Source organism: Rhizobium sp. 57MFTsu3.2, from assembly GCF_012932765.1.
Lineage (GTDB): Bacteria > Pseudomonadota > Alphaproteobacteria > Rhizobiales > Rhizobiaceae > Rhizobium > Rhizobium altiplani.
Genome location: NZ_JDWI01000003.1, coordinates 63133 through 89965, shown reverse-complemented (window position 1 = coordinate 89965; position 26833 = coordinate 63133). Strand labels below are relative to the sequence as shown.

General features: G+C 60.1%; 26 protein-coding genes. 5 read left to right on the top strand and 21 right to left on the bottom strand.

Features of this window, described 5'->3' with window-relative positions; translation table 11 throughout:
• Positions 1-219: 219 nt before the first annotated feature.
• The 3 genes from AF71_RS04545 to AF71_RS04535 are packed head-to-tail and all read right to left on the bottom strand — an operon-like array spanning position 220 to position 2343.
• Positions 220-618: a Fur family transcriptional regulator gene (locus AF71_RS04545; RefSeq protein ID WP_169680181.1), complete on the bottom strand. Its 399-nt coding sequence runs from the start codon at positions 616-618 to the stop codon at positions 220-222.
• Positions 615-1430 carry a zinc ABC transporter permease subunit ZnuB gene (gene znuB / locus AF71_RS04540; protein ID WP_018854746.1) on the bottom strand — a complete coding sequence of 272 codons (816 nt, stop codon included), beginning with the start codon at positions 1428-1430 and terminating at the stop codon, positions 615-617. Before znuB ends, AF71_RS04545 begins: the two co-directional genes overlap by 4 nt.
• A complete protein-coding gene (locus AF71_RS04535; protein WP_113471022.1) occupies positions 1423-2343 on the bottom strand; it encodes a metal ABC transporter ATP-binding protein in 921 nt (306 codons plus the stop codon). The genes znuB and AF71_RS04535 overlap by 8 nt, the downstream gene beginning before the upstream one ends.
• 101 nt (positions 2344-2444) lie before the next feature.
• Here AF71_RS04535 and AF71_RS04530 point away from each other — a divergent pair, with 101 nt between their 5' ends.
• A complete protein-coding gene (locus AF71_RS04530) occupies positions 2445-3431 on the top strand; it encodes a zinc ABC transporter substrate-binding protein (RefSeq protein ID WP_018854744.1) in 987 nt (328 codons plus the stop codon).
• A gap of 141 nt (positions 3432-3572) precedes the next feature.
• On the opposite strand, the gene AF71_RS04525 is transcribed toward AF71_RS04530, so the two are convergent.
• From AF71_RS04525 to AF71_RS04480, 10 genes are all read right to left on the bottom strand, one after another.
• Positions 3573-3884, bottom strand: a complete 312-nt coding sequence (locus AF71_RS04525) for an RcnB family protein (protein ID WP_018854743.1) — start codon at positions 3882-3884, stop codon at positions 3573-3575.
• Positions 3885-4048: 164 nt separating this feature from the next.
• Positions 4049-5662 (bottom strand): glycoside hydrolase family 43 protein, encoded by a 1614-nt coding sequence (locus AF71_RS04520; protein WP_169680179.1) that lies wholly within the window; start codon positions 5660-5662, stop codon positions 4049-4051.
• A gap of 95 nt (positions 5663-5757) precedes the next feature.
• Positions 5758-6789, bottom strand: coding sequence for an L-glyceraldehyde 3-phosphate reductase (gene mgrA, locus AF71_RS04515; protein WP_062371138.1), 1032 nt, complete (start codon positions 6787-6789; stop codon positions 5758-5760).
• A 67-nt stretch (positions 6790-6856) separates the two neighbouring features.
• Positions 6857-7990: a Gfo/Idh/MocA family oxidoreductase gene (locus tag AF71_RS04510; protein ID WP_169680177.1), complete on the bottom strand. Its 1134-nt coding sequence runs from the start codon at positions 7988-7990 to the stop codon at positions 6857-6859.
• Between the two features lie 8 nt (positions 7991-7998).
• Complete coding sequence (locus tag AF71_RS04505) at positions 7999-8760, bottom strand: sugar phosphate isomerase/epimerase (protein WP_169680175.1); 762 nt, start codon at positions 8758-8760, stop codon at positions 7999-8001.
• Positions 8761-8802: 42 nt separating this feature from the next.
• Positions 8803-11268, bottom strand: coding sequence for a glycoside hydrolase family 2 protein (locus AF71_RS04500; RefSeq protein ID WP_018854738.1), 2466 nt, complete (start codon positions 11266-11268; stop codon positions 8803-8805).
• A gap of 121 nt (positions 11269-11389) precedes the next feature.
• Entirely contained in the window at positions 11390-12475 is a 1086-nt protein-coding gene (locus AF71_RS04495; RefSeq protein ID WP_018854737.1) for an ABC transporter ATP-binding protein, read from the bottom strand.
• Between the two features lie 3 nt (positions 12476-12478).
• Entirely contained in the window at positions 12479-13399 is a 921-nt protein-coding gene (locus tag AF71_RS04490; RefSeq protein ID WP_018854736.1) for a carbohydrate ABC transporter permease, read from the bottom strand.
• Positions 13392-14294: a sugar ABC transporter permease gene (locus AF71_RS04485; RefSeq protein ID WP_025660691.1), complete on the bottom strand. Its 903-nt coding sequence runs from the start codon at positions 14292-14294 to the stop codon at positions 13392-13394. The genes AF71_RS04490 and AF71_RS04485 overlap by 8 nt, the downstream gene beginning before the upstream one ends.
• Before the next feature lie 213 nt (positions 14295-14507).
• Positions 14508-15743 carry an ABC transporter substrate-binding protein gene (locus AF71_RS04480; protein ID WP_018854734.1) on the bottom strand — a complete coding sequence of 412 codons (1236 nt, stop codon included), beginning with the start codon at positions 15741-15743 and terminating at the stop codon, positions 14508-14510.
• A 454-nt stretch (positions 15744-16197) separates the two neighbouring features.
• Here AF71_RS04480 and AF71_RS04475 point away from each other — a divergent pair, with 454 nt between their 5' ends.
• Positions 16198-17241 carry a LacI family transcriptional regulator gene (locus AF71_RS04475; protein WP_062371141.1) on the top strand — a complete coding sequence of 348 codons (1044 nt, stop codon included), beginning with the start codon at positions 16198-16200 and terminating at the stop codon, positions 17239-17241.
• An 80-nt stretch (positions 17242-17321) separates the two neighbouring features.
• On the opposite strand, the gene gndA is transcribed toward AF71_RS04475, so the two are convergent.
• On the bottom strand, positions 17322-18773 hold the full coding sequence (gene gndA, locus AF71_RS04470; RefSeq protein WP_192240567.1) for an NADP-dependent phosphogluconate dehydrogenase: 1452 nt from the start codon (positions 18771-18773) through the stop codon (positions 17322-17324).
• A gap of 126 nt (positions 18774-18899) precedes the next feature.
• On the opposite strand from gndA, the gene AF71_RS04465 reads away from it, so the two are divergent.
• From AF71_RS04465 to AF71_RS04455, 3 genes are all read left to right on the top strand, one after another.
• A complete protein-coding gene (locus AF71_RS04465) occupies positions 18900-19685 on the top strand; it encodes a helix-turn-helix domain-containing protein (protein ID WP_018854731.1) in 786 nt (261 codons plus the stop codon).
• A 69-nt stretch (positions 19686-19754) separates the two neighbouring features.
• Positions 19755-20153 carry a polyketide cyclase gene (locus AF71_RS04460; RefSeq protein WP_018854730.1) on the top strand — a complete coding sequence of 133 codons (399 nt, stop codon included), beginning with the start codon at positions 19755-19757 and terminating at the stop codon, positions 20151-20153.
• A 9-nt stretch (positions 20154-20162) separates the two neighbouring features.
• The gene (locus tag AF71_RS04455; RefSeq protein WP_018854729.1) at positions 20163-20516 is read left to right on the top strand and encodes a VOC family protein; all 354 of its coding nucleotides are present in this window, start codon (positions 20163-20165) and stop codon (positions 20514-20516) included.
• Here AF71_RS04455 and AF71_RS04450 read toward each other — a convergent pair whose 3' ends face one another.
• The 7 genes from AF71_RS04450 to AF71_RS04420 all read right to left on the bottom strand — a co-directional run bounded on the left by AF71_RS04450 (position 20517) and on the right by AF71_RS04420 (position 26808).
• The gene (locus AF71_RS04450) at positions 20517-21236 is read right to left on the bottom strand and encodes a PAS domain-containing protein (RefSeq protein ID WP_169680173.1); all 720 of its coding nucleotides are present in this window, start codon (positions 21234-21236) and stop codon (positions 20517-20519) included. It lies immediately after the preceding gene.
• A 183-nt stretch (positions 21237-21419) separates the two neighbouring features.
• On the bottom strand, positions 21420-22355 hold the full coding sequence (locus AF71_RS04445; protein ID WP_018854727.1) for a lipid A biosynthesis lauroyl acyltransferase: 936 nt from the start codon (positions 22353-22355) through the stop codon (positions 21420-21422).
• Between the two features lie 4 nt (positions 22356-22359).
• On the bottom strand, positions 22360-23388 hold the full coding sequence (locus tag AF71_RS04440; protein ID WP_018854726.1) for a zinc-binding dehydrogenase: 1029 nt from the start codon (positions 23386-23388) through the stop codon (positions 22360-22362).
• A gap of 54 nt (positions 23389-23442) precedes the next feature.
• The gene (locus AF71_RS04435) at positions 23443-24729 is read right to left on the bottom strand and encodes a beta-ketoacyl-ACP synthase (RefSeq protein WP_025660700.1); all 1287 of its coding nucleotides are present in this window, start codon (positions 24727-24729) and stop codon (positions 23443-23445) included.
• 11 nt (positions 24730-24740) lie between these two features.
• Positions 24741-25937: a beta-ketoacyl-ACP synthase gene (locus AF71_RS04430; protein WP_018854724.1), complete on the bottom strand. Its 1197-nt coding sequence runs from the start codon at positions 25935-25937 to the stop codon at positions 24741-24743.
• Positions 25934-26416 (bottom strand): 3-hydroxyacyl-ACP dehydratase FabZ family protein, encoded by a 483-nt coding sequence (locus AF71_RS04425; RefSeq protein ID WP_113471019.1) that lies wholly within the window; start codon positions 26414-26416, stop codon positions 25934-25936. Before AF71_RS04425 ends, AF71_RS04430 begins: the two co-directional genes overlap by 4 nt.
• A 113-nt stretch (positions 26417-26529) precedes the next feature.
• On the bottom strand, positions 26530-26808 hold the full coding sequence (locus tag AF71_RS04420; RefSeq protein ID WP_007533215.1) for an acyl carrier protein: 279 nt from the start codon (positions 26806-26808) through the stop codon (positions 26530-26532).
• Positions 26809-26833 lie beyond the last annotated feature (25 nt).

Here is a 26833-nt window from a genome sequence, read left to right as displayed (position 1 = left end):
TGTGCGCCGTCAAGCTTCGTATAGACGGCCTCGTTGTAAACAGGCGCAAAGATGGAACATCCGCTGAGCGGAATTGCCAATATCAGCAAAGATAGATGACATTTCGGCATGTGTGAGTCCCCAGCCCCGCCGAACATCATAAACCAGCTACAAATACAATCAATACTTACATAAACAATAATCAGCAATCATAGAGAGAATTTGGTTGAGCGGTCAGGCCTAAGCGGCACACGCCTCACACAGACCACGGATCTCGATCGTGGTCTTCTCTGCCTTGAACTTCTTGCCGCGCGTCCAGTCCATGAGGCGGTGATCGACCGCGTGGTCGTGGAACTCCATGACATGCCCACAGCTCTCGCAGATCGCGAAGGCGACGATGCCGTGACTGTGGCAGTTCTGGTCCGGATGGGCGCAGGCGACGAAGGCGTTGATGCTTTCCAGCCGGTGCACCACGCCATACTCGAGCAGCTTCTCGAGGGCGCGGTAGACCTGCAGTGGCGCGCGAAAACCATGATCGCGCAGCTTGTCGAGGATCGTATAGGCGCTGAGCGGTCCGTCCGCCTTTTCGAGTACCTCGAAAACGAGAGCCTGGTTCTTGGTCAAAGCAGGTGCGTTCATGAACGTTGTCCTTCCAAGGCCTGCCCGCGCCCGCGCCTCGGCAGCAGGCTCAGAATGAAAAGGATCAGGGCCGCGACGACGATCGAGGGGCCGGAGGGCGTGTCGTAGGTCAGCGAACCGAACAGCCCGCCGACCACGGCGACGGCGCCGATCAGCGAGGCGAAGACCGCCATCACCTCAGGCGTCGAGGCGAAACGGCGCGCTGCGGCCGCCGGGATGATCAGCAGCGAGGTGATAAGCATGATGCCGACGATCTTCATGGCGATTGCGATGACAACAGCCATCAGCAGCATGAAGAACAGCCGCGCCCGCTCCGGCTGCAGTCCCTCGGCCTCGGCAAGCTCGGGGTTGACCGTGGAGGCCAGAAGCGGTCGCCAGAGCCAGGCGATCGCCGCCAAAACGAGAATGCCGCCGCCCCAGATCATGACAATATCCGTCTTCGAGACCGCAAGGATGTCGCCGAACAGGAAAGCGATGAGGTCGATGCGCACCCAGCTCATGAAGGCGACCATGACGAGACCGATCGCCAGCGTCGCGTGCGACAGAATACCGAGCAGCGCATCCGCAGACAGCGCCTGGCGTTTTTGCAGGAACAGCAGGAGGATCGACACGGTAGCCGCGACGAGGAACACGGCAAGCGTCAGGTTGAACTGCAGGAGCAGCGAGAGCGCGACGCCGAGCAGTGCCGAGTGGGCGATCGTATCGCCGAAATAAGCCATACGCCGCCAGATGATGAAACAGCCGAGCGGGCCGGTCGTCAGCGCAAGCCCGACGCCTGCAAGGATCGCGCGGACGAAGAAATCGTCAAACATGGCGCTCTCCTGCGGGCTGTTTGTGATCATGGCTATGATCGTCAGCATGATGATCGTGGCTGTGACCGGCGTGGTTGTGGTGGGCGTGGTCGTGCCCTTCGTGGCCATGATGGTGGCCGTCATCAGGATGGCAGTTATCGGTGACGGAGCCATCGGAATGCAGCACACGGCCATCCGGTAGATGCGTGTGGTCGTGGTGATGGCTGTAGACGGCAAGCGCCTGCGCAGCGCGGCTACCAAAGAGGCGGACATATTCGGCGCTCTGCGTCACCGCCTGCGGTGTGCCGCGGCAGCAGACATGGCCGTTGAGGCAGATGACGGTATCCGTCGCCGCCATGACGACATGCAGGTCGTGCGAAATCAGCAGGATGCCGCAGCCGGTCGAGTTGCGGATCGACTGGATCAGGTCGTAGATCGCGATCTCGCCTGAGAAATCGACGCCCTGAACGGGTTCGTCGAGGACGAGGAGATCAGGCTTGCGCGCAATCGCCCGCGCCATCAAGGCCCGCTGAAACTCGCCGCCCGAGAGATGCTGCACTTCGGCGCCGAGCATATGTGAAAGCCCGACGGCTTCGAGCGCGGCGGTCATGTCGTGTTCGGAGAGCGGTCCGGTCAGCGTCATTAGCCGGCGTACGGTGAGCGGCAGCGTCCAATCGATCGCAAGCTTCTGTGGCACATAACCGACCTTGAGGCCGTCGGCGCGTTCAACCGTACCCTCATCGGGCTTCAGCACGCCGATCGCCGTCTTGACGGTGGTCGATTTGCCCGAGCCATTGGGGCCGATCAGCGTCACGATCTCGCCGCGCGAGACCGAGAAATCCACGCCCCGGACGAGCCAGCGGCCGCTTCTTTGGACGCCGACGTTGGAAAGCGAGACCAATGGCTTCGCTTCGGAATTTGCGGGAGAGAACATCATTTTTCCGAATGTGCTGTTGCGACTTGCTATCGCACACGTTATAGCATAACGCAATCGATGTAATAACATTACAACTGCAATTCAAGCGGAGTACACCGATGAAATTCGCGACGGCCCTTACCCTCGCAATTCCCGCCATCTTCTTTGCCGAGGCGGGCAGAACGGCGGATGCGCCTGTCGTGGTGACCTCGATCAAGCCGGTTCACTCGCTCGTATCGGCGATCATGCAGGGCGTCGGCACACCCGAACTGATCGTCGATGGCGCCGCCTCGCCCCACACCTACAATATGAAGCCGTCAAACGCGCGCGCGCTGCAAAACGCCAAGGTGGTGTTCTGGGTCGGTCCCGGGCTTGAAACGTTTCTGGAGAAGCCGCTGGAGGCGATCGGGTCTGATGCCGTCGTCGCCGAGCTCGACAAGGCGCCCGGCCTGACCAAGCTCAAGTTCCGTGAGGGCGGCGCCTTCGAACCGCACGACCACAGCGACCATGACGGTGAAGATCATCATGACGGCGATGGACACGATCATGCCCGTGCCGACACCGATCAGGGCCACGATCACGGGACTTTCGACACCCATCTCTGGCTCGATCCGCAGAATGCCAGGGCGATGGCCTCCGAGATCACCACCACCCTCGTCGCAGCCGACCCCGCCAATGCCCTCACCTACCAGGCCAACGCCAAGACGCTGGACGACAGCCTCGACGCGCTGGACAAGGAAATCGCCGGCATCGTGTCACCGGTGAAGGACAAGCCGTTCATCGTCTTCCACGATGCCTACCAGTATTTCGAGAACCGCTATCATGTACGGGTCGCGGGCTCGATCACCGTCAGCCCCGAAACGATCCCCGGCGCGGAACGCATTGCGGAGATCCACAAGAAGGTCGGCGAACTTGGCGCCACCTGCGTCTTCGCCGAACCGCAGTTCCAGCCGCGATTGGTCGATGTGGTCATCGAGGGGACCAAGGCGAAGGCCGGTGTCCTCGATCCGGAGGCCGCCACGCTCGATGCCGGCGCGGACCTCTATCCCAACCTCATGCTCGGCATTGCCAACAGCATGAAGGCCTGCCTCGCGCGAGAAAGCTGAGATTGCAGGGGCGGGTGCGGAACCCCCGCCCTTCACTAGTTCTGGCCACGCGCACAGCGTCCTACGGAAGCCTGTAATTGGCGTCTGATTGAATCAGAAGGGCGGCATTAAAGCCCCCTTTTCACATGGTGACGTCAGCGTTTAGCGAATGACGATGTTCGCGATCACACCGTTGACCGAGCCGATGAGCAGGAAGTCGTTGTCGACCTGCACCCAGCGATAGCCGCGTGGCGGAGCCGACAGGCGGTAGCGATGATAGTCGCGCACGTCACGCATATGGCGGCGCTCGGTAGGCGTCATGCGATGGCCGCGGCTCCACTTGTACTTCGTGACGTGAACGTCGCGCTCCACGACGACCGGCCGGCGGTGATCCTGGGCGCTCGCTTCGGTCGTTGCCAGCAGCGGAGAAGCGAGCACAGCAGTAGCGAGAAGGACGGTGGTGAGCTTTTTCATTGGGAGGTTCCTCGTGTTGAACACGCCCAGAACCTAGGTCCAAAATGATGAACCGAAACTGAAAGTTTGATTAAACTTACGTAATGAAAACACGTGTTTAAAAGCATCTATTAAATTAGCAAATGCGACATCGCCCGCAATTTCAGGCGATGTCGCTGGTTCGATCATAGTTCCTCGTAATTGAACCAATCGAAATCCGCGGTCTTTGCGCGACCCGACGTATCGAAGGCGAAAACGCCGGCGAATGCACCGGTGAACGAGCCGTGCTCGCCACGTCCGCCCTCGTCGGAGACCACACCGGCATCCAGCACAGGCCCGATCGGCTGCCAGGCCCCCTTGCCTTCCGTCTGCCAGAAGAACTGCAGGTCATTGTCGCGGATTTCCATGGAAAGCTGAACGCGCCCTTCGGCAGGCACCGCAACGCCGCTGCCGACCGGGAAGTCGAGACGGCTGTGGGGATAGTCGCCATTGCAGGAGAGAATGGTGACGCACCGTCCCAGCTTCTCGTGGAGGGTCACGGCGACCGCGTGGAACTTGTGCCTGTTATAGTAATGCGTCAGGCCGGCAACCTGCTGGTAGGTGTGGGGATCAAACTCCACGACCGTCTCCGCCCTGAAGCTGTGGTGCTCCTGACGACGGGCGACAAGAGACTGTTCGAACCACGAACCGATGCTTTCGCGCCCGATCAGCCTCAGATGTCCTGCCCGATCGGTAAGGTTGAAAATGCGCTCCGGCTGTGGCGTGCGAAGCCACTGGAAATCATCAGGCAGCTTTCCACCGTCGAAGCTGTATTCGCTGCGCACAGGCTTCTCGACCGGCACAGCGCCGGCCAGTCCCGGCACGATGACATCGGGAACAACAGCGCCGTTCTCGAGGTAAAGCCACCCGTCCTCCTTCCAGACACACTTCTGCAGGCTGGTCTCGCGACCGAGCGTGCAGCGGCGCTTTGGCGGCATCGGACGACCGCAGAGGTGCGTGTGATAGGCCTGTCCGTCGGGCGTTTCGACATACTGGCCGTGCCCTGCTCGCTGGAGAATGGCTTCAGGATGATCCTTTGACGTGATGAGGTGCTTGTTCGGATGCATCTCATAGGGACCGTCGATCGTGCGCGAACGAGCCATGGTGACGGCATGGTCGTAGCCAGTGCCGCCCTCGGCGGTCGTCAGGTAATAGTAGCCGTTCCGCTTGAAGAGATGCGGTCCCTCGACGAGGCCCAGCGAACTGCCGGCGAATATGTTCTTGATCGGGCCCTTCAGCGACCTGGTCGCCGCATCCCATTCCTGCAGCAGAATGCCATCGAAGGCCGGCGACTTCGGCGCACCGCCGAAGCTCTCGGTGCGATGATTCCACTGCATGTTCATGAACCACTTGCGGCCGTCCTCATCATGGAACAGGGACGGGTCGAAGCCCGAAGAGTTCACGTAGACCGGCTCCGACCATTCGCCCTCAATGGTTGGCGAAGTCACGATGTAGTTATGCGCATCCTTGAAGTTGCCGTCGAAGCGCTTGACGTCGGTATAGACCAGCCAGAACAGCCCGTCGGCATAAGAAAGGCAGGGGGCCCAGACGCCGCAGCTGTCGGGATTGCCGCGCATGTCGAGTTGCGACTTGCGCTCGAGAGGACGCCGAACCATCGTCCAGTTCACAAGATCGCGCGAATGATGGATCTGGACGCCGGGATACCATTCGAACGTCGAGGTGGCGATATAGTAGTCGTCTCCAACGCGGCAAATGGATGGATCGGGGTTGAAGCCCGGCAGGATCGGGTTGCGGATCATGGTGAAGTCTCCTCCCTGAAATACGCGCGGCTTGCCGCACGTACATCAAAAAATGATAGGAGAAACGCCCGGCGCACTGGACCGGGCGCTTCGGTTTATTCGCGTTCCGCGGACTTTGCCCAGAGATTGATGTCGGCCTCGCGGGCATAGACATCGATCTCCTTGAGCTCAGCGGCGGTAAATTCGAGATTGTCGAGCGCCTTGACGCAATCGACGATCTGCGACGAACGGCTCGCGCCGATCAGCGCCGACGTCACCCGGTCGCCACGCAGAACCCAGGCAATCGCCATCTGCGCCAGCGTCTGGCCACGACGCTCCGCGATCTCATTGAGCTTGCGGATGTTGTCGATGATCTGAGGACGAATGAAGTCCTTCTTGAGGAAGTGGTTCTGGGCAGCACGGCTATCCTGCGGGATGCCGCCGAGATACTTGGTCGTCAGCATACCCTGCGCCAGCGGCGAGAACACGATCGACCCCATGCCGGCCTCGTCAAGCGTATCCAGCAGCTTGTCGTCCTCGACCCAGCGGTTGAGCATCGAATAACTCGGCTGATGGATCAGGCACGGCGTCCCGAGATCCTTCAGGATAGCGGCAGCCTCCCGGGTGCGCTGCGAATTGTAGGACGAGATGCCGACATAGAGCGCCCGGCCGGAGCGGACGATATGATCGAGCGCGCCGCAGGTTTCCTCGAGCGGGGTATCCGGATCGAAACGATGCGAATAGAAGATATCGACGTAGTCGAGACCCATGCGCTTCAAGCTCTGGTCACACGACGCGATCAGATACTTGCGGCTGCCCCATTCGCCGTAGGGACCCGGCCACATGTCGTAGCCGGCCTTGGACGAGATGATCAACTCGTCGCGCAGGCCTGAAAATTCAGTGCGCAGGATTTCACCGAAGGCGGTTTCGGCGCTGCCAGGAGGCGGGCCGTAGTTGTTGGCGAGGTCGAAATGGGTGATACCGAGATCGAAGGCCGTGCGGCACATGTCGATCTTGCGGTCATGCGGCGTGTCGCCGCCGAAATTGTGCCAGAGGCCGAGCGATACCGCAGGCAGCTTCAGGCCGGAACGGCCTGTGCGGTTATACTTCATCTTTGAATAGCGGTCGGAAGCCGGTTGCCAGCTCATAATTCTGATCCTTTAAGCGAAAAAGCGCGGGCTTGTCGCCCGCGCCGGACCATAGTCCTTTGGTCGCTTACTTCAAGAGCGCCTGCGCTTCTTCGATGCCGAGTGCGGCCGGCTGCGTGCAGGTCGTCGTCAGCTCGATGAAACGGCCTTCCTCGCCCGACTTCAGGATTGAAGTCATGACGTCGACGCCGTGCAGCGTGCGATCGAGCGAGCAACGCGCATCGCGCCCCTCGATGATCGCCATCGCCATGTCGGCGAGACCCGCCGTGCGGTAGTTGGCGCGCGGTCCCTGCGGGCTCTCCTGGTTGAAGATACCGAAGGGATGTTCCCAGCCTTCGACCGGCTTGATGTCCTTGTCCTTGCCGCTGGCCTCGACGACGCCGCCGAAGAAGTTCGGATCCGGCACGTAAAGCGAGCCCTCGGTGCCATAGAGCTCCATGTTGGCGTGGCGATGAGACCAGACATCCCAGCTCGCCGTCAGCGTGACAGTCGCGCCGCTGACAAATTCGAGGATCGCCTGGATCGTCGTCGGCGTCTTGACCGGGATGGTCTCGCCATGACGCGGCTGGCTGGTGATGGTGCGGGTCTCGGACGCCATGGAGGTCATCGCGCCGACGCGCTTCACCGGACCGATCAGGTTGATCAGGTTGGCGATGTAGTATGGACCGAGATCGAGGATCGGGCCGCCGCCGGGCAGGAAGAAGAAGTCCGGGTTCGGATGCCACATCTCCATGCCCGGGCTCATGACGTAGCACGCGCCCGAGGTGACGCGGCCGATGCCACCGTCGTCGATAAACTTGCGGGCAAGCTGGTGCGCGCCGCCGAGGAAGGTATCCGGCGCGCAGCCGACGGAGAGGTTCTTCTCCTTGGCAATGCGGCGCAACACTTCACCCTGCTCGAGGGTGAGAACCAGCGGCTTTTCCGAATAGACGTGCTTGCCGGATTCAAGGATCGCCTTGGAAACCGGGAAGTGAGCATCCGGGATCGTCAGGTTGACGACGACGTCGATCTCGTCATTGGCGAGAAGCTCATCGATCGTCTGCGCCTTTACGCCGTATTCCTCGGCGCGGGCCTGGGCAGCCTGCACGTTGATATCGGCGCAGGCCAGGACCTTCAGACCCTTGAAAAGCGGAGAGAGTGAGAAGTAGGTGGTGGAGATGTTGCCGCATCCGATGATGCCGACGCCAAGTTCCTTGGTCATGATATGCCTCAATAAGTCTTGAAGGATGCGATCGAGCGCGTGATCAGGCGGTCGACATCGGCCGGGTTGTCATGCTCGACGACGTAGTGCTTGGTCTTGGTGCTCTTGAGTGCAGCGATGAGCTTGGCCCACTGCAGAGTGCCGTGGCCAACATCTGCCCAACCATCCTCGTTCTTGTTCTCGCCAGCCGGCGCAATGTCCTTGACGTGAGCCGAGGTGATGCGCGATCCGAGCTTTTCGATCCAAGCGAACGGGTCAGCACCACCGCGAACGACCCAGGCGATATCCGCTTCCCAGGAAATGTCAGGAGCGCCTTCAAAGATGCGTTCGATCGGCAGTGAGCCATCGGCGAGCTTCACGAATTCGAAGTCGTGGTTGTGCCAGCCGAACTCATAGCCGGCATCCTTGTAGGGCTTTGCCATCTCATGCAGCCGCTTGCCGAAGGCCAGCCAGCCGGCACCATCGATCGGGCGCTGCTCGGCGGCGAGATGCGGCGCATAGATCGAGTCCATGCCGAGGACCTTTGCAATGTTCAGCGACTTCTGGACTTCGCCGTCGAGGAAATCGGGGCTGAAATGGCCACTGGCCATGACAAGACCGTTCTTGTCGAGTTCGGCACGCAGGCTGTTCAGGCCGGCATCATCGAGGTCGGCATAGATGCCGCCGAAACCTTCGACTTCCTGATAGCCGGCCTTGCCGAGCTTTTCAAAGATCGCCGAATAGGGCTGGAAGTTACGGGCGCTGTAAAGCTGGAAACTCAGTTTCGTCATCATTCCTCCTCGGGCCTCGTGCCCATTGCATTTCAGTCAGGATCAATCCACGGACTGACAGGATTGCAGGTCGTAGAAACGGAATTCCGGCAAGGTGCCGCCCTCGAGCGGCTTTGCCGGGGTGAAGGTAATGCGGCGCGTCTCGCCCGCCGCCAGATCGAAGGCATTGTCTGAATACTTGCCGTCGGTCTCGGTCTCGATCATCACGAAGAGCGCAAGTCCCTTCGCAGTGACGTTAAGGCACACGGAGCCGTCTTCCTCGACATACTCGTGTGTGACCATGAGGCCCGCAGCCTCGAGCTCCAGTGCCTTGTAGGTGCCGTGCACATAGTGCCCCTCGCCACCCATGCCATTCGACGCCGTGAAGCGCCAGGCAAGCAGTGTCCCGGCAGGAATTTCGGAAACGTCGATGCTCGTCGCCGTTACGGCTGCGTCAGGGGTGCAGACCGCCTGCACGTCCTTCAGGTGCTTGCGTTCGCCCTTCATGTCGAGGACCGAGACCGACAGGTCGATGCTGACCTCGGCAAGCGTGTCGTTGACCAGCGAGAAGCGGATCTGCTTGCCGTCCTCATCAGGGATCGCCGCAACGGCGACCGGCTGGAAGAAGCGCTTGACCAGATAATGCATCGCCTTCCAGCGACCGCCGTGGTCGAGGCTCGACCACGAGGCGACCGGCCATGTGTCATTGAGCTGCCAGTAGATGGTGCCCATGCAATGCGGCTTCAGCGACCGCCAGTATTCCACTGCGGTCTTGATTGCGAGACCCTGCTGGATCTGGCTGAGATAGACGAAATTCGGGAAGTCCTTCGGGAAGCGGAAATAGCGGAACATCGTCCCGGCAATGCGCTCGTTGCCACCTGCATTCTTCTGGTGCAGCTCCATGACAGGCGACGCTACGTTCATGTCCTTCGGATCGGCGTAGGTCTTGATGACAGGCAGCGACGTATAGGACTGGAAGCCGAATTCCGAGCAGAAGCGCGGGCGCACCGATCGATAATTGTCGAACGACTTGTTCTCGTGCCAGACCGACCAGTAGTGCATGTCGCCGGAACCGTCGGCATGCCAGGCATCGCCGAAATCGAGATAACCGGATGCCGGGCTCGACGGCCACCAGATGGCGTCGGGCGCCGCCTTCTTCATCGCCTGCTCGATCGTACGGTTGAGGCGATCGTAGGAGACAAGATAGCGGTCGCGATCCTTCTTCGACTCGTCGAACCAGGTGAGCGCACCGACCAGTTCGTTGTCGCCGCACCACAGCGCGATCGACGGATGCGAGGACAGACGGCGCACCTGATAGTCGACCTCAAGCGCGACGTTGTCGAGGAAATCCTCCGTCGAAGGATAGAGGTTGCAGGCGAACATGAAATCCTGCCAGACCATCAGGCCCATCCGATCGCAAAGATCGTAGAAATAGTCATGTTCGTAGAAGCCGCCGCCCCAGACGCGGATCATGTTCATGTTTGCGGCATGAGCCGACTGCAGCAGGTCTTCAGTCTTCTCGGGCGATGACAGCGAAAACAGCGCATCAGCCGGGATCCAGTTGGCGCCGCGGCAGAAGATCTCGCGGCCGTTGACCTTCAGCGCGAAACGGCTGCCGGCGGCATCGGGCGTCGTGATCAGCTCGACGGTGCGAAGACCGATTTGCTTGCTGACCGCATCCGACGGAAGATCGACAGTCAATGTGTAGAGCGCCTGCTCACCACTGCCCGCCGGCCACCACAAGCGCGGCTTATCGATCTGGAAGACGTGGTTGACGACGGTTTCGCCGGCGCCGACGCCTACGTCGAGCCGAATGCGTTCCCCGTCGAGCGTAAAATGAACAGGCACAATCCCCGGATTCTTGGCGAACAATGTCGCCGTCACCTGCAGATCGACGGAGCCGTCGAGATTATGGACCTGACGTGTCGTGACGTGGTCGATGCGCGCAGTCTCGAGCCTGCGCAAAGCGATCGTGCCATAGAGGCCGAGCGGCGCAATCGCGATGTTCCAGTCCCAACCGAAATGGCACTGCGGCTTGCGCAGCATATTGCCATTCGCAATAGGCGAATTGCCGGGGTGATATGGGATGTAGAACGGCTGCTTGGCCTGCCGGTCGGCACCGGCCGAAATGCTCGAGTGCAGCACGATCCGAATGTGGTTCTCGCCAGTCTTCAGCTGGCCACCTACATCGGGCCGGTAGCGACGGAAGCTGTTATCGGCGAGCAGCACCGGAGAACCGTTGACGAACACCGCGGCAACGGTATCGAGATAGTCGATATCGAGATACCACTCGCCGTCCGGCTCGGACAGCGTGAAACTGCGTTCCAGCACCCAGTCGCGCTGCGCCACCCACTGAACGATCTCCTCGTTACGGCCGAAATAGGGATCGGGGATCAGTTCAGCGGCATGCAGCGCCGTGTGCACATCGCCCGGCAGCGTGATCGATGTCGTGACCTCGCCGTCGGCTGAGGTGAGCTTCCACGATCCGGATAGGTCGAGGTTAAACCCGTTTGTCGGCAAGGAAGTCATAGCATTATCCCGATCGGGCCGCGCTTAGGGCCGCCCGCAATCGCGGGCCGCAGCCGAACTTGGTGGCCAGATGGCCGATTGGAGAACGGGCGGAACTATACGCTCCGCCCTATTGCGATTTCTAGATGCGAAGCTCAGTCTCCGCATCAAAGAGCGACGCCAGCGACATATCGAAGCCGAGCTTGACGGCGGAACCGGGGCTGAAGCGGCGTGCACCATTGATACGCACGGACATCGTGTGGCCAGCATGCTTCAGCCAAAGCAGGTTGTCGGCGCCCATTGGTTCCTCGATGTCGACGGTCGCTTCGTGGACCTCGGCGCCGAGATTCTCGTTGACCTTCACATGTTCAGGACGAACGCCGAGAATGACCTTGCGGCCCGCTTGCAGCGATTCGGGCGCCTCATAGGCTGCAACAGAGAAGTTCACGCCGTTGGCGGTGAAGAACGCCTCGTCACCCTGCTTGGTGATCTCCCCACGCAAGAAATTCATCGACGGCGAGCCGATAAAGCCTGCAACAAAGAGATTGCGTGGCTTGTTGTAGATCGTCGTCGGGTCGGCAAGCTGCTGGATGATGCCGTTTTTCATGATCGCGATACGATCGGCCAAGGTCAGCGCTTCGATCTGGTCGTGCGTGACGTAGATCATCGTGTTGTTCAGCGACTGGTGCAGGCGCTTGATTTCGACGCGCAGCTCCGAGCGCAGCTTGGCGTCGAGGTTCGACAGCGGCTCGTCGAACAGGAACACATCCACGTCGCGCACCAATGCGCGACCGATCGCAACGCGCTGACGCTGGCCGCCCGAGAGCTCGGCCGGCTTGCGCTTCAGCAGCGGCTGGATCTGCAGGATTTCCGCCGCACGCGCCACGCGCTTGTCGATCTCCTGCTGTGGCACCTTGGCGACCTGGAGGCCGAAAGACAGGTTCTTCTCGACGCTCATCTGCGGATAGAGCGCGTAGGACTGGAACACCATGCCGATGCCGCGATCCTTCGGCTCTTCCCAGGTGACGTTCTTGCCCTTGATGAAGATCTGGCCGTCGGATGCGTCGAGCAGTCCGGCGATGCAGTTCAACAGCGTGGACTTGCCGCAGCCGGAAGAGCCCAGGAGAACCAGGAACTCGCCGTCGTTGATTTCGAGGTTGAGGTCCTTGAGAACGCTGACCGAACCGAAGTTCAACGAGAGATCTCGGATGGAAACACTTGAATTCATGGATCAGCCTTTCACTGCGCCAGCGGCAATACCACGGACGAAAAGTCGTCCCGATACGAAATAGACAACGAGCGGCACCAGACCCGTCAGGATCGTTGCGGCCATATTGACGTTGTATTCCTTCACGCCCTGGACAGAGTTGACGATGTTGTTGAGCTGCACGGTCATCGGGTAGTACTCCGGTCGGGTGAAGACGACACCGAACAGGAAGTCGTTCCAGATGCCGGTGACCTGCAGGATCATGGCGACGACGAAGATCGGCAGCGACATGGGCAGCATGATCTTCAGGAAAATCTGCCAGAAGCCGGCCCCATCGATGCGGGCAGCCTTGAAGAGCTCCTGCGGCAGCGATGCGAAGTAGTTGCGGAACAGCAGCGTCAGGATCGGCATCCCGAAGATGCTGTGCACGATGATCAGGCCCGTCAGAGTTCCATAGACGCCGATCTCACGCAGCACGATAACGATAGGATAGATCATCACCTGATAGGGAATGAACGCGCCGACGACGAGGATCGCAAAGAAGACTTCCGAACCCTTGAAGCGCCAGTTGGCGAGCGCATAGCCGTTCACCGAGGCAATGGCAATCGACAGGACCACCGAGGGAACGGTGATACGCACCGAATTCCAGAAGCCGCGCGAGAGGCCGTCGCAGTTCAGGCCTGTGCAGGCCGTCGCCCAAGCCTTCACCCAGGGCTCGAAGGTGATTTCGACCGGCGGTGAGAAGATATTGCCGAGGCGGATTTCGGGCATGCCCTTCAGCGACGTGACCATCATCACGTAAAGCGGAAGAAGGTAATATGCAGCGGCAACAAAAAGCGTGCCATAGAGAATGATGTTGCGCGGAGAGATCACCCGCTTCGGCTTCGGGCCGCTGGGGCCGGACGCGCGGCCACCGGAGGTCTTGAGAGTAACAGAATCAGGCACGTTTACGCCCTCCGAATTCCAGATAGGCCCACGGGATGATGATGATCGCGACGGTGACCAGCATCATGGTCGAGGCGGCGAAACCCTGCCCCAGATTCTGAGCCTGGAACATGTAGTCGTAAACGTATTTCGCAGGCACTTCAGAGGCGATGCCTGGACCACCTGATGTCTGCGCCACCACCAAGTCGTAGACCTTGACGATGCCACTGGCGATGATGACAAGCGTCGTGATGAAGACAGGCCGCATCATCGGAATGACGATGAAGAGATAGGTCTTCCACATCGGGATGCCGTCGACGCGCGCGGCCTTCCAGATGTCTTCATCGATACCGCGCAAGCCGGCGAGCATAAGGCACATGACGAGACCCGTGCCCTGCCACAGCGCGGCGATCAAAATGCCGTAGATGACGATTTCAGGTGTGTAGAGCGGGTCGAAATTGAAGCTTGTCCAGCCAAGCGACCGGACAACTGATTGGATGCCAAACTCAGGGTTCAGGATCCACTGCCAGACGAGGCCGGTAACGATGAAAGACAGGGCGAATGGGTAGAGGAAGATCGTACGGAACGTATTTTCGAACCGGATCTTTTGGTCCATCAACGCCGCGAGCACAAAGCCGATCACCAGGCTGAAGATAATCGATAGCACGCCGTAGATCGCAAGATTCTCGATGGACACGATCCAGCGCGGGGCAGCCCACAGGCGCCTGTATTGTTCGAGACCTACGAAGCTCAACCGCGGAAGGAGCTTCGAGTTCGTGAATGAATAAACGACCGTCCAGGCCGAGCCACCGACGAAGATGACCAAGGCGGTCAGGATCATCGGAATGGATGCAATCTTCGAATTCAGATTGCGCAGTAACTGATTTGGCCGGCCGGCTTTCGCTTGACCCGTCATTGTAATTCCTCCTGAATCGCAATTCTGCTGTGATCCAGAGCAGCGAACCGTCTACCGGTCGCCTCCTCTTCTCACTCCCATACCAAGGCCGGATGCCCTGCATCAGCTGCTACCAGCCTCGAGCGCTGCCGCCACCCGGACACGATGGGAGTTCCGGGCAAATCCGGCTCCGTCACACGGAGCCGGATCGCAACAGCGTCGGAAAAGCGACGATCAGTCGGCAGAAGCGATGATTTCAGCGAAGCGCTTCTGAGCGGCTTCCGGCGTCATCGACGGATTTGCGAAGAACTCCGAGAAGAGGTCTTCCTTCTGCTTCTGGCTATCCGCCGACAGAAGCTGGTCGGTACCTTGGATCACATTGCCCTTTGCGAGGATGTCGAGACCCTTCTTCATGCAGTCGTTGGCTGCACCAAGGTCAACGTCACCGCGAACTGGCAGCGAGCCCTTCTTCAGGTTGAAGGCAACCTGCGTCTTGGGATCGAGAAGCGTCTTGGCAAGCACAGCCTGTGCCTTAGACTTCTCTTCGTCCTTGAGCAGGGGGAAGTAGAAGGCATCACCGCCGGTGGAGATGATTTCGTTCACGCCGAGGCCCGGAAGGCAGGTGTAGTCGGTACCGGCCTTCTGACCAGCCAGCTGGAACTCGCCTTGCGCCCAGTCACCCATGATCTGGCCACCGGCCTTGCCCGTGATGACGAGGTTGGTTGCTTGATTCCAGTCCTGAACATTGCTGCCCTTGGACATACGGCGAGCGTCATCGGCGGCCTTGAAAACCTTTGCGATCTCCGGACCGGCAGCCGCTTCAGCGTCCTTGTCCTTGAACACCTTGAGGAAGGTATCCTTGCCGGCAATGGCAACCATCAGCACGTCGAACGCGCCGGCAGCTTGCCAGGGCTGACCGCCAACGGCGAGCGGAACGATGCCGGCCTTTTCGAGCGCCGGAGAGGCGGCGACAAATTCGTCCCAGTTCTTCGGCACTTCAACGCCAGCCTTCTTGAAGGCTGCATTGGAGAGCCACAGCCACTGCCAGGAGTGGATGTTGACCGGGGCACAATAGATCTTGCCGTCGATCGTGCAGGAATCGAGCAGGCTCGACGGACGAATGATGTCCTTCCAGTGCTCGGCGGTGGCGACGTCGGTCAGGTCCCGCATCAGGCCAGCCTGAACCAGTTCTTCGGCCTGACGACCATGGTTGAACTGCGTGGCACCCATCGGATCACCGCCGGTGATGCGGCTGATCATGATCGGACGCGCGGTACCGCCGGAGCCGGCGATCGCACCGTCGACCCACTTGTTGCCGGTCGCGTCGAATGCCTTTGCGAGTTCTGCCACGGCAGCGGCTTCGCCACCAGAAGTCCACCAATGGGTGACTTCAAGATCGGTCGCGTTCGCCGCACCGAGCGGCAGCACGACGGAAGCGGCAAGTGCAGCCGCGATCAAACGAAAATTCATGAGTTCTCCTCCCTCACTGAAACGTTGCCGGAAAAACTTAGTGCAATCGATATTTTCGCGCAACAGCCAGCCGATGAAAAATTTCTAAACTTTTTTCTTTGCAATCTCAGACTGCATAATGGCGTTGATTTTTGCACGGGAGAGCGTGGAAAGCACAACGAGCGAGCAAGTGCACAATCTGGATTATCGAATTGTTTTAACGCACAAAATATCGTAGTTATCGCATTTTCGGCAGCACGTTTCATTCGCAGGTGCAAAAAATGTGAGCAAAACACCATGACTAAACCTATGGGCGCACCCATGCTGTTCAAACGCGAAAAAGGTCTCGACAATTCTACTGTATCGTTACAGATTTCGCTGTCTGAGGGAGGAGCATCTTTGGTCGCACTTGCGCTTACGACGCTTCTAAAAAGACTCTATAAGCGGACCAAATCGCATAGGATGGTCTAGAGGGATGAAAAATAACGAAAAATTCGGAGACGCCACCGGCGTGCTCCAGCGGGAGAGGCCGACGCTCAAGACGATTGCCTTCATGACGGGCCTCGGTGTGACCACCGTTTCGCGTGCCCTGAAGGATGCGCCCGATATCGGTGCCGAAACCAAGGAGCGCGTGCGCATGGTCGCCCGCCAGCTCGGCTATCAGCCGAACAGAGCGGGCGTGCGCCTCAGAACCGGCAAAACCAACGTCATCGCGCTCGTGCTCAGCATCGACGAAGAGATCATGGGCTTCACCAGCCAGATTGTCTTCGGCATTTCGGACGTTTTGTCGGGCACGCCCTATCACCTCGTCGTGACGCCCTATTCCATCGCCAAGGATCCGCTATTACCGGTCCGCTACATTCTCGACACCGGCTCCGCCGACGGCGTTATTATCTCGCGAATCGAGCCCGACGACCCTCGCGTCAGCCTGATGATCGAACGCAACATGCCCTTCTCCACGCACGGGCGCACCGAGAGCGATCTCGTACATCCCTATCATGATTTCGACAGCGAGGCTTACGCTTATCAGGCCGTCCGCGCCCTCGTCGCCAAAGGCCGTCGGAAGATAGCGCTGCTGCCGCCGCCAGGCCGGCTCACCTATTTCGCCCATACGCGGATCGGCTTCCAGACGGCGCTGCATGTCTATGGCGCCGAAGAGATCCCGCTGCGCGTCAACATCGACGCGCCGTTGCAGCAGATACGCGACGAGGTGGAAGCACTGATGCGTTCCTCGCATGCGCCAGATGGCATCGTTTCCTCCTCGGCCGCCGGCGCGATCGCCGTCAATGCCGGTGTAGAGGCTGCCGGTTGCGTCGTCGGTCGCGACGTCGACCTCGTCTCGAAGCAATCGACGGAGATCCTCAACTGGATACGACCGAATATGATCACCTGTTTCGAGGACGTTCGCGAGGCCGGCCGCGAACTCGCCCGCGCGGTGATCGGCCGCATCGAAGGCGTTCCGCCCGAAAAGCTGCAGAGCGTCAGCCAGCCGACCTGGCCGGACGGCGTCTTCGACTGACCCAACAGGAAACCAAAGCGGCGAGAATCAAAAAAGCCCAGCTCCGGCCGGGCTTTTTCATTTAGGGAACGCGCGCCGGCTCAGAAGGTCGCCGCACCGCTACCCCACGGGCCGTGGTGGAAGTCCTTGCTGTCGAGGCGATCAAAGCCGTGCGCGCCGAAGAAGTCACGCTGCGCCTGGATCAGGTTCGCGGTGCCGCGGCCTTGGCGATAGGCGTCGAAATAGGTCAGCGCCGAGGTCAGCGCCGGAACCGGCAGGCCGGCTTGCAGGGCCGCCGCAACGACGCGGCGCAGCGCCGGGATCGATTCCTTGACCATCTCGGAGAAGGCAGGCGTCACGACCAGGTTGGCAGCATCCGGAGCCTTGGTGAAGGCCGAGGTGATCTCGTCGAGGAACTGCGAGCGGATGATACAGCCGGCTCGCCAGATCTTGGCGATGACAGGCATCGGCAGCGACCAGTTGAACTCGCGCGATGCTTCCGCCATGACGGCGAAGCCCTGCGCATAAGCGCCGATCTTGGCGGCGAACAGCGCCAGCTCCAGATCCTTGTTGAGTTCGGGGCCGTAGGCGATCGGGAACTTGTATTCCGGCTTGCCGAAGATCTTCTCGGCGGCTTCGCGCTCGGTCTTCATCGACGACAGGCTGCGGGCGGCAACGGCGGCTTCGATCGCGGTTGCCGGAATGCCCATGTTCTGCGCTTCGATCGCCGACCACTTGCCGGTGCCCTTCTGGCCGGCCTTGTCAAGGATCATGTCGACCATCGGGCCACCGGAGACCGGATCACTCGCGGCCAGCACCTTCTCGGAAATCTCGATCAGGTAGGAGTTCAAGCGACCCTTGTTCCATTCGCCGAAGATGCCGGAAATGTCCTTGGCGCTCTTGCCGAGACCATCGCGCAGGATGCCGTAGATTTCGGCGATCATCTGCATGTCGGCATACTCGATGCCGTTGTGGATCGTCTTGACGAAATGGCCGGCACCGTCATTGCCGAGCCAGGCAACGCAAGGATCATCGTTGTATTTGGCGGCGATCGAGGTCAGCACCTTCTCGACGCGCTTCCAGGAGTCCTCGGTGCCCCCGACCATGATCGAAGGCCCATGGCGTGCACCCTCTTCACCACCCGAGACACCCATGCCGATGAAGGTGAGGTCGGTGTTCTTCAGGCGGTCGAAACGGGCGATCGTGTCGCGGAAGTTGGCGTTGCCGGCATCGATCATGATGTCGCCCTTGGAAAGATGCGGGCGCAGTGCTTCCATCTGCTGATCGACGGCCTCACCGGCCTTGATCATGATGATGATCGGACGCGGCGGGCGGATCGCTTCGACGAACTCCTCGATCGTCTTGCAGGGAATGATCTGCTTTTTCAGATCGCCGGCGCTTTCGTAGAATTCGTCCGTTTTCTCAGGTGTACGGTTAAAGACAGCAATCTTGTTGCCTTTTTCCGCAATGTTGAGCGCCAGGTTGGAACCCATGACGGCAAGGCCGATCAGCCCGATTTCTGCCTTTTCCACGATACACCTCCGATGAGTCATTTTTGGACCGGTGTTGTGGCACTCTCTGGCTCAAACGGCAAGTTCGATTCGGCTTCGAATCGGCCTCGTATTGCCGGCATTGCAAACTAAGCCATATTCCCACTTGATCTTACAGGATGAGGACCAATGAGCCGCGCAGCAACACAGGAGGAGGCCGTTCTGGCCGCTCGCGCAGGCCGATACACGGAGTATGCGCCCTCGCCTGTGCTTGGCGCTCATTTTCATTGTCTTTGGTCACACGAGATCCGCAGCGGAGCCGATAGGATAGCGATCGTGCCGGACGGTTATTGCGACATCGTCTGGATGGGTGGCACGCTGGTGGTGGCCGGACCGGACCGCAGCAGTGCCTTTCCGTCGCTTGCCGGTGGCGAGAGGATAGTGGGTGCGCGCTTCGCTCCGGGCGCCGCAGCCGGGTGGCTCAAGGTGCAGCTCTGCGACATCGTCGGACAGTCCATTCCTCTGGAGGACTTCTGGGGCGCGGCGGCCTTGAGATTGAATGAATTGCTGGGCGTCGGTGTCGGATCGAACGAACGGTTGCTGCAGTTAAAAGCCGCACTTGAGCAGGAGGCCGCCAGACGCATCGCGCCGGCCGGTGACATGGCCTCGGTGTTTGCGCGCGCAAGCGGTATTTCGCAGTCCGGCGACGTGGCCGACGCGATGCTCGAGGACCTGTCCATCGGGGCGCGCCAGCTTCGCCGGCGTTGCCACACCCATTTCGGCTACGGACCGAAGACCCTTGCGCGAATTCGCCGGTTTCAGCGCATGCTCGGCCTCTGCCGGAGCAGCAAGAGCCTTCCGCTCGCGGAGTTGGCGGTGGCAGCCGGTTATGCCGACCAGGCGCATATGACCCGAGATGCGCGCGAAATTTCTACGCTGACGCCCATGCAGCTTCAGCAGCAGATAACCGGTTGAACGTCCGTTTTCTTCAATATGAAACTGGCCGTTCTGCTATCTCCATTGAGAGCAACACAGGAAAATGCCATGTCTACGATGCCCGCAAGGATCGTCCACAGCTCCATCGACAGGAACTGGCGCGACGTCTATGCCTTTGCCGCCGCCCCGGAGAACATGCCGCTTTGGGCCTCTGGACTGGCCTCCGGGCTGGAACGCAACGGCGACGACTGGATTGCCACTGGTCCGCTCGGCACGGTCAAGGTCAGTTTCGTCCCGAACAACGAGTTCGGCGTCATCGACCACACAGTGACGATCGAGAGCGGGTTACGGGTCTACAACGCACTGCGGATCGTGCCGAACGGCGATGGCTGCGAGGTCATGTTCACGTTGTTGCGCATCCCGGGCATGACGGACGAGCAGTTCGAGGCCGATGCCGCCCACGTCGCGAAAGATCTCACGGCACTCAAGGCGTTGATGGAAGCATAGGAGGCGATCATGGCTGCAACAGGGGACAACCGACGCATCGACTACGTCGAATTTAACGTCAGCAATATAGAGGCCTGCAAGGCGTTCTACGGCAAGGCTTTCGGCTGGACCTTTACCGACTATGGTCCCGAATACTGCGAATTTGATGACGGACGGCTGAAAGGCGGGTTTACGACGCTAGGCAATCCCCGGCCCGGCGGACCTCTCGTCATTCTCTACGCGGATGATCTTGAGGCCGCCCTTTCAAGCGTGGAAGCTGCCGGCGGAACCATCGTAAAACCCATCACCGGCTTCCCCGGTGGACGCAGGTTTCACTTCAGTGATCCGGACGGATATGAACTTGCCGTGTGGACGAAGGCCTGATTACGCGACGACGGTCGGCGCCTTCGCTCCCGCGTGCTGCAAGATGATCAGGGCCCCGATCACACTTCCAGACGAATCTCGCAATGGCGACATGCGGCAGTGGACGATCTTCACCGCGTCGCTGCCGTGGCGCTCGTAGGCGTAGTCGCTGCCACGCCCCGCAAAACAAGCGTCGAGCTTTGCCTTCGCGCCTTCGTGAAAGCGCTTCTCGCCAATAAACTCCATCACGTGACGACCAATCATATCGATTGGCTTCCGGCCAAGATATGCCGAGTTGACGGTGTTCGAATAAAGATAGCGATAGTCCCTCGTCAGCACCGCGACACGGTCGGGCATCGCATCGAGGATTGCAGCATTCAGAAAGTGGCCATTGTCGACGCTCGGCGCGAACGCAAAAGGATCGGTAACAGGCTGTCGCTCAACCGGCGGCATCCGCCAACGGGGTGCAGATCCCCCGAAGTACCTTTCCATAAGCGCCGAAAGCAGCGCGACATAACCGCGAACGGTCTCACTGTCGTCCGCATATTGGTCGATAAGGCAACTGATGAATTCCAGCTGCATATGAACTTCAAGAATGCTCGTAGCTGCATGCCCGAGAATTGCGTCGACGAGCGGTTCGACCGAGCGATCCAGCATGTTCACGCGCGCGTCGTCACCGACGGCGATCGCCGCATCAATCTGCGCACAACACAATGAGAACGCTCGAAAAAGACCCAGCAAGACGCCTCCAATGCATTCCGTGAAGGAATGCGACCGAGATCGACCGAGCTATGCGTCACGCAAGTTGAAGCCAACAGCGCTTAGCCACTCGCCTTGATGGCAATCGCTAACATGACGTAGGTTCATATTCAATGAACGCGGGCGCAGGTTTTTCAATGATGAGATATAGGGATCGACGCAGGCTTACTTGAACACGTCGTGTTTTATCTTCCACCGGTCGTGATACCAGAGCCACTGCTCGGGATACTCCCGCACCCAGCTCTCCACCTTGTCGTTCAAGAGCTGCGCCGTCGCGACCATGTCGAGATTGCCGTTGCTATCCCGGGGCATCGCGAGCTTCGGCTCGATTTCCAGCCGATAGCGATTTCCCGGAAGCCGGATGCAGCGTGCAGGATAGACCTCGCAGTTGAATTGACGGACGAGCTTTCCGAGCAGCGGATTGGTCTGGGCGTCGAGCCCGAAGAACTTTGTCTTCAGTCCCTTGCGGAATTTCTGGTCCACAAGGACACCAACGCCCTGCCCCGCCTCCAGCTGCCGCGCCAACGCGAAAGACGAGCCAGCATGAGACGGCACGAGCTTGCCCATTCGTGCGCTGCGAAAATCGAAAACTCTCTTCGCGACATAGGGGTTGTTCGGGGGGCGAAACAGCACCGACACATGAAGGCCAAATGCCGCGCCGGCTACCGGCAGCAGCTCGAAATTGCCCGTGTGCGCAGTGAAAACGATGAATGGGCGCGGATTTTCCAGCAGATCGATGAAGATCGGTATCCCCGACACCTCGACTCGGCCCGGCTCCTTGCTCAAATAGTCGAAATCGAACAGCCGGTCGAGAAACACATACTCGGCGGCAAGACGCCCCATATTCCCCCAGCTCGCCAGCGCGATTTCCTGGATCTCCGCTTCGCTCTTCTCAGGAAACGCGTTGCGCAGATTGGTCAGCATCAGCTGGTGGCGCTTCACGCGCGGGCCGAGTTTTCGCGTCAGCCAGTCGGCAAAGTTGATCGCACCGTCAGCCGGAAACAGCTTCAGGAAGTTCAGAAAACCGAACATCGCCTGGGCGATCAACCACTGGCGAAAGTGGATGAGGGCCAGCACGACCTTAGTGATGAAGAGCTTCAAGGGCTCAATCCATCTTGAGGATGATCTTGCCGAAGATCTGGCGCGACTCCATGCGCTCCAGTGCGCGGTCGATGTCGTCGAAGCCGACTTCGGTGTCGATGACAGGATGGACCAGTCCGCGCCCCATCTTCTGCATGGCATTCGCCATGTTCTCCATGCGGCAGCCGAACGAGCCGAGCAGCTTCAGCTGTTGCTGGAAGAGCATCATAAGGTTCATGTCGGTGGAGACACCCGAGGTAGAACCGCAGGTGACAAGACGCCCGCCGCGCTTCATCGAGAGCATGGAGCCCGCCCACGTATCCTTGCCGACGTGCTCGAAGACGACGTCGACGCCCTTCTTCTTGGTGAGCTTGCGCACGACGCCTTCAAAGCGGTCGGTGCGGTAGTTGATGACATGATCAGCGCCGAGTGCCTTGGCCTTCTCGATCTTGTCGTCGGAGCCCACAGTCGTGATGACGGTGCAGCCGATCTTTTTCGCCAGCTGGATCGCCGCCGTGCCGATGCCGGAGCCGCCGGCGTGCACGAGGATGGTTTCGCCCGGTTCCAGCTTGGCGTTGTCGAACAGCATGTGCTCGACCGTTCCAAAGGTCACTGGAGCAAGCGCCGCGCCGATGGCATCAACCCCGGGAGGGGCCGGAACGAGGAGGCGCGTAGGCAGGTTCACCTTTTCCTGCGCAAAACCGTCCAGATGGAAACCATGAACGCCGGAAACATGCTCACAGAGATTGTCGCGGCCCTCACTGCACGGACGGCAGAGGCCGCAGGTACGTGCACCATAGATCGACACCAGTTGGCCCGGCAGGACATTGGCAACGCCCGGCCCGATCGCTTCGACAACGCCCGCAGCTTCCGCGCCGATCACCAGCGGCATCTTGCGCTTCGCAAACGCCATGCCGCGCCAGCCCCAGACGTCGATGTGATTGAGAGCCACTGCCTTGACGCGCAGCGTAACCTCACCCGGGCCGGGAGCGGCCGGTTCTGGAAGGTCGGTGATCTCAAGCTTGCGATCGTCAATCAGTTGCAAGGCGCGCATGGCAAAGTCCTTCGCCGCGAGGGCGTTCTATCTCGATGTTTTGTCGGGAACCGATTAAGCCGGTTCGAGCGCCATGACAAGGCTGGCATTCTGCCCGCCGAAGCCGAAGGAGTTGGAAAGCACGGCGTTGACCTGGCTTTCCCGCTTCTTGTTTGGCACCACGTCGATAACGATCGATGGATCGGGGTTGGTGTAGTTGATCGTCGGCGGCAGCGTGCCCGTCAGCATCGTCTGCAGCGAGAACACCGCCTCCACCGCGCCCGCAGCCGTCAGCGTGTGACCGATCATCGACTTATTCGACGACAACGGGATGGACGCCATCCGCTCGCCGAATACGGCCAGCATGGAAGCATATTCCATCTTGTCGTTCTCTGGCGTCGAGGTGCCGTGGGCATTGATGTAGCCGATATCGCCCTCGCCCATGCCAGCATCCGCCAGCGCTGCGCGGATCGTCGCAATCGCCGGGCCGCCGTCGGGAGACGAACGGGTACGATGGAAGGAGTCGGCCTTTTCGCCAGCGCCCTTCATGATGCCGAGGATCTTCGCGCCGCGCGCGACAGCTGCCTCGAGCGACTCCAACACCAGTGTGGCGGCACCTTCGGCAATGACGAAACCGTCGCGATCCTTGCTGAACGGCTTGGAGGCCTTGGTCGGCGGATCGTTTTGCGTCGAGAGAGCCGAAAGCAGCGAGAAGCGGATGAGTGCCTCCGCGCTGACAGAGCCGTCGGTCGCTACCGCAAGCGCTCGCGAGCTACGACCCTGGCGGATCGCCTCGATGCCGAGCTGGATTGCAGTCGCGCCTGATGCACAGGCGGTCGACAATGTCACCGGCAGACCGCGTGTGCCGAAACGATCGGCAAGGCGCTCGGAAATTGCGCCGAACAGCGACGCCTCATGGAAAGCGCCGTCCGGGCGCTGGCGCATAGCAGCCAGGAACCGGTCATAGGCATCCCCGGCATGATCGGCCGGCGGCGAACGGTCGGCGAGATCGAAACGCGCGCTCCACTCCGGCTCGATCGGCGGCGCAGCAAGGAACAACGGACCATCAAAATCGCCGCTGATACCAGCATCGGCGAGCGCTTCGATCGTGGTTTCACGGGCAAACGCGTAAGAGCGTTCGACTGCGTTCGCGACCGGAATGTCGATGAAATCGACGGTTCCGGCGATGCGGGTCGAAAGTCCCTCGGTCGGAAAACGATTGATCGCATGAATGCCAGAGTTACCGGCGGTCAGTGCTGACCAGTTATCTTTCAGGCCCTGCCCCAGCGAGGTGATGATACCGACACCCGTCACTGCGACGATCGGGCGGCCGAGGTGATCCTTGTAAGCCGAATCTTTCATTTGCACACTCCTCACGCTTCCGCGGAAAGAACCGCGACGCCTTCGCCGCGCTGATGACCGACTGTAGTAACGACGGCCGCCTTGGTCGCGGCCGCCATCGGCTTTTCATGGGCCTGATCGAAGACCGGAATCTTCGCCTTACTGTCGACGGCCAACGCCCCCAGCGCCAGGCCGAGCGTAAAATGCGCCTCAAGTCCATGGCCGGTGACACCGCCGAAGCCGCGAACAGCGGCGCCAGGCAGATGACGCTCGAGCACGGCCTTCTCACGGCCGGCGAGGTCAGGAATGCCCGTAGAGCCGGAGAAGATTGCGGTGCTCTCCGGCGGAAGGTCGGACGCGGTTTCCAGCAATCGCTCAAGGCGCTTCTCGAGGTTGCCCGAGTTGCGATTGCCGCGATCGCCTTCAATGGACGAGATCGACGCATAGATGTGCGCGCCACGTGCGTCCGCATGCGCGCGCGACTCGAGGACGAGGAACGCGCCGAGCGATCCGGAAATGACGCCGCCGTGATCTCGGGACCAAAGCGGCTGCCATTCGTTGCGGCAGTAGACATTGATCGCCTCGAACAGGAGGACCATGTCCAGACGTTCCGCCGAATAAGCCCCGCCGACCAGTGCGTGCGTCGATTCGCCCGACTTGATGCGATGGAAGGCCGTCTCGACAGCGGAGATGCCAGCGGACTCCTCGCCCATGAAGGTCCGCGAAGAACCGGTAACCTTGTGGACGATGGAAATGTTGCCGGCGAGCAGGTTGGACAGCTGCGCCAGGAATAGCGTCGGGCGCAGTTCCGTCGTCAGCTTTTCGTTCAGGAGAACCTCACGGTCGTTGCGCTTCAGGCCTTCGTCGACGATCAGCGTATCGACATTGATGTCGCGCTCGCCGCCGCCAGCAGCGACGATCATGTCCATGGTGCCGCAGGCTTCCGCGTCTTCCTTGAAGCCGGCGTCATCGAGAGCGAGACCAGCGGCGAAAACACCGATACGCTGCCAGTTTTCCATCTGCCGCTGGTCGCCGCGCTTGGCGATCTGCTGCGACCAGTCGATCTCCGGAAGCGGGTGGACCGGATAGGGCTTGAATTTCTCAAGCTCGACGATTGTCTGCGGCGCGCCTTCAGCAGTGAGCAGCGCGATATGCGGCTCCTTGCCGACGCCCTGGCACGTTACAATGCCGACGCCCGTGATCACGACATCATTCTGAGCCTTGCTCATTCATTTACTCCCTGCGAAGCAATCGCATCCATGAGGCCAACTTCAGCGGCACGCATCTTGACGATATCTCCAAGCGGAACCTCGCTGAAAGGCATGGTCCGCAGCTTGAGCTGCGCGTCGCAGACCTTCTTACCGCCGCTCGTGATCTTTGCCTTGGTTACCGCAAATCCGGAGCCGTCGTGTTCCAGAAACGCCTCGATGTCCAACACCGCCTCGGGTTCCACGAAGGTACGCATCTTGGCCCCGTCGACGGACATCAGGAACGGCATTGCGGCAAAATCGGTGGCCGCCAGCACGAGCATGCCGGATGCCTGCGCCATCGTTTCGATCAGCAGCACACCGGGAACCAGGGGCATACCGGGAAAATGACCTTCAAAGACCGGGCTTTTCGCAGGCACGACAGAGCGCGCCTTGAGCGTCCCTTTCTGAAGGTTGACCGCCTCGATGCGGTCAATCATCTGGAAGTACTCCAGTAGCATCGAATCCTCCGGCCACAAGGATACCTGCCCTGCGGCTAGGCCTACTTAGGAACGAAACCGCCCGGCCGCCATGGTTAACAGCGGCAGGGCGGAGAAAAAGATGACGGCGCCAATCAGGCCTTGGCGGCGCGCAGCTCGTCGATCTTGGCACAGAGGTTCTTCAGCACGAAATATTCTTCCGTGGAAACCTTGCCCTCGTTGACTTCCTGCGTCCACTTCTCGAGCGGGATCTTGATGCCGAATTCCTTGTCGATCGCGAAGACGATATCGAGGAAGTCGAGGCTGTCGATACCGAGGTCGTCGATCGTATGGCTTTCCGGCTTGATCGTATCGCGATCGATCTCGCTGGTTTCTGCAATGATGTCGGCAACTTTATCGAATGTGGCGGTCACGCACTTACCTCTTGAAATGACGAGT

Coding starts and splice junctions, on each gene's coding strand:
- AF71_RS04545 (WP_169680181.1), bottom strand. CDS start 618: ATGAACGCACCTGCTTTGACCAAGAACCAGGCTCTCGTTTTCGAGGTA.
- mgrA (WP_062371138.1), bottom strand. CDS start 6,789: ATGAGCTGGCAACCGGCTTCCGACCGCTATTCAAAGATGAAGTATAAC.
- AF71_RS04455 (WP_018854729.1), top strand. CDS start 20,163: ATGGCTGCAACAGGGGACAACCGACGCATCGACTACGTCGAATTTAAC.
- AF71_RS04530 (WP_018854744.1), top strand. CDS start 2,445: ATGAAATTCGCGACGGCCCTTACCCTCGCAATTCCCGCCATCTTCTTT.
- AF71_RS04485 (WP_025660691.1), bottom strand. CDS start 14,294: ATGACGGGTCAAGCGAAAGCCGGCCGGCCAAATCAGTTACTGCGCAAT.
- AF71_RS04460 (WP_018854730.1), top strand. CDS start 19,755: ATGTCTACGATGCCCGCAAGGATCGTCCACAGCTCCATCGACAGGAAC.
- AF71_RS04440 (WP_018854726.1), bottom strand. CDS start 23,388: ATGCGCGCCTTGCAACTGATTGACGATCGCAAGCTTGAGATCACCGAC.
- AF71_RS04475 (WP_062371141.1), top strand. CDS start 16,198: ATGAAAAATAACGAAAAATTCGGAGACGCCACCGGCGTGCTCCAGCGG.
- AF71_RS04510 (WP_169680177.1), bottom strand. CDS start 7,990: ATGACCAAGGAACTTGGCGTCGGCATCATCGGATGCGGCAACATCTCC.
- AF71_RS04500 (WP_018854738.1), bottom strand. CDS start 11,268: ATGACTTCCTTGCCGACAAACGGGTTTAACCTCGACCTATCCGGATCG.
- AF71_RS04505 (WP_169680175.1), bottom strand. CDS start 8,760: ATGACGAAACTGAGTTTCCAGCTTTACAGCGCCCGTAACTTCCAGCCC.
- AF71_RS04480 (WP_018854734.1), bottom strand. CDS start 15,743: ATGAATTTTCGTTTGATCGCGGCTGCACTTGCCGCTTCCGTCGTGCTG.
- AF71_RS04435 (WP_025660700.1), bottom strand. CDS start 24,729: ATGAAAGATTCGGCTTACAAGGATCACCTCGGCCGCCCGATCGTCGCA.
- AF71_RS04425 (WP_113471019.1), bottom strand. CDS start 26,416: ATGCTACTGGAGTACTTCCAGATGATTGACCGCATCGAGGCGGTCAAC.
- AF71_RS04495 (WP_018854737.1), bottom strand. CDS start 12,475: ATGAATTCAAGTGTTTCCATCCGAGATCTCTCGTTGAACTTCGGTTCG.
- AF71_RS04520 (WP_169680179.1), bottom strand. CDS start 5,662: ATGATCCGCAACCCGATCCTGCCGGGCTTCAACCCCGATCCATCCATT.
- gndA (WP_192240567.1), bottom strand. CDS start 18,773: ATGACTCATCGGAGGTGTATCGTGGAAAAGGCAGAAATCGGGCTGATC.
- AF71_RS04525 (WP_018854743.1), bottom strand. CDS start 3,884: ATGAAAAAGCTCACCACCGTCCTTCTCGCTACTGCTGTGCTCGCTTCT.
- AF71_RS04535 (WP_113471022.1), bottom strand. CDS start 2,343: ATGTTCTCTCCCGCAAATTCCGAAGCGAAGCCATTGGTCTCGCTTTCC.
- AF71_RS04430 (WP_018854724.1), bottom strand. CDS start 25,937: ATGAGCAAGGCTCAGAATGATGTCGTGATCACGGGCGTCGGCATTGTA.
- znuB (WP_018854746.1), bottom strand. CDS start 1,430: ATGTTTGACGATTTCTTCGTCCGCGCGATCCTTGCAGGCGTCGGGCTT.
- AF71_RS04465 (WP_018854731.1), top strand. CDS start 18,900: ATGAGCCGCGCAGCAACACAGGAGGAGGCCGTTCTGGCCGCTCGCGCA.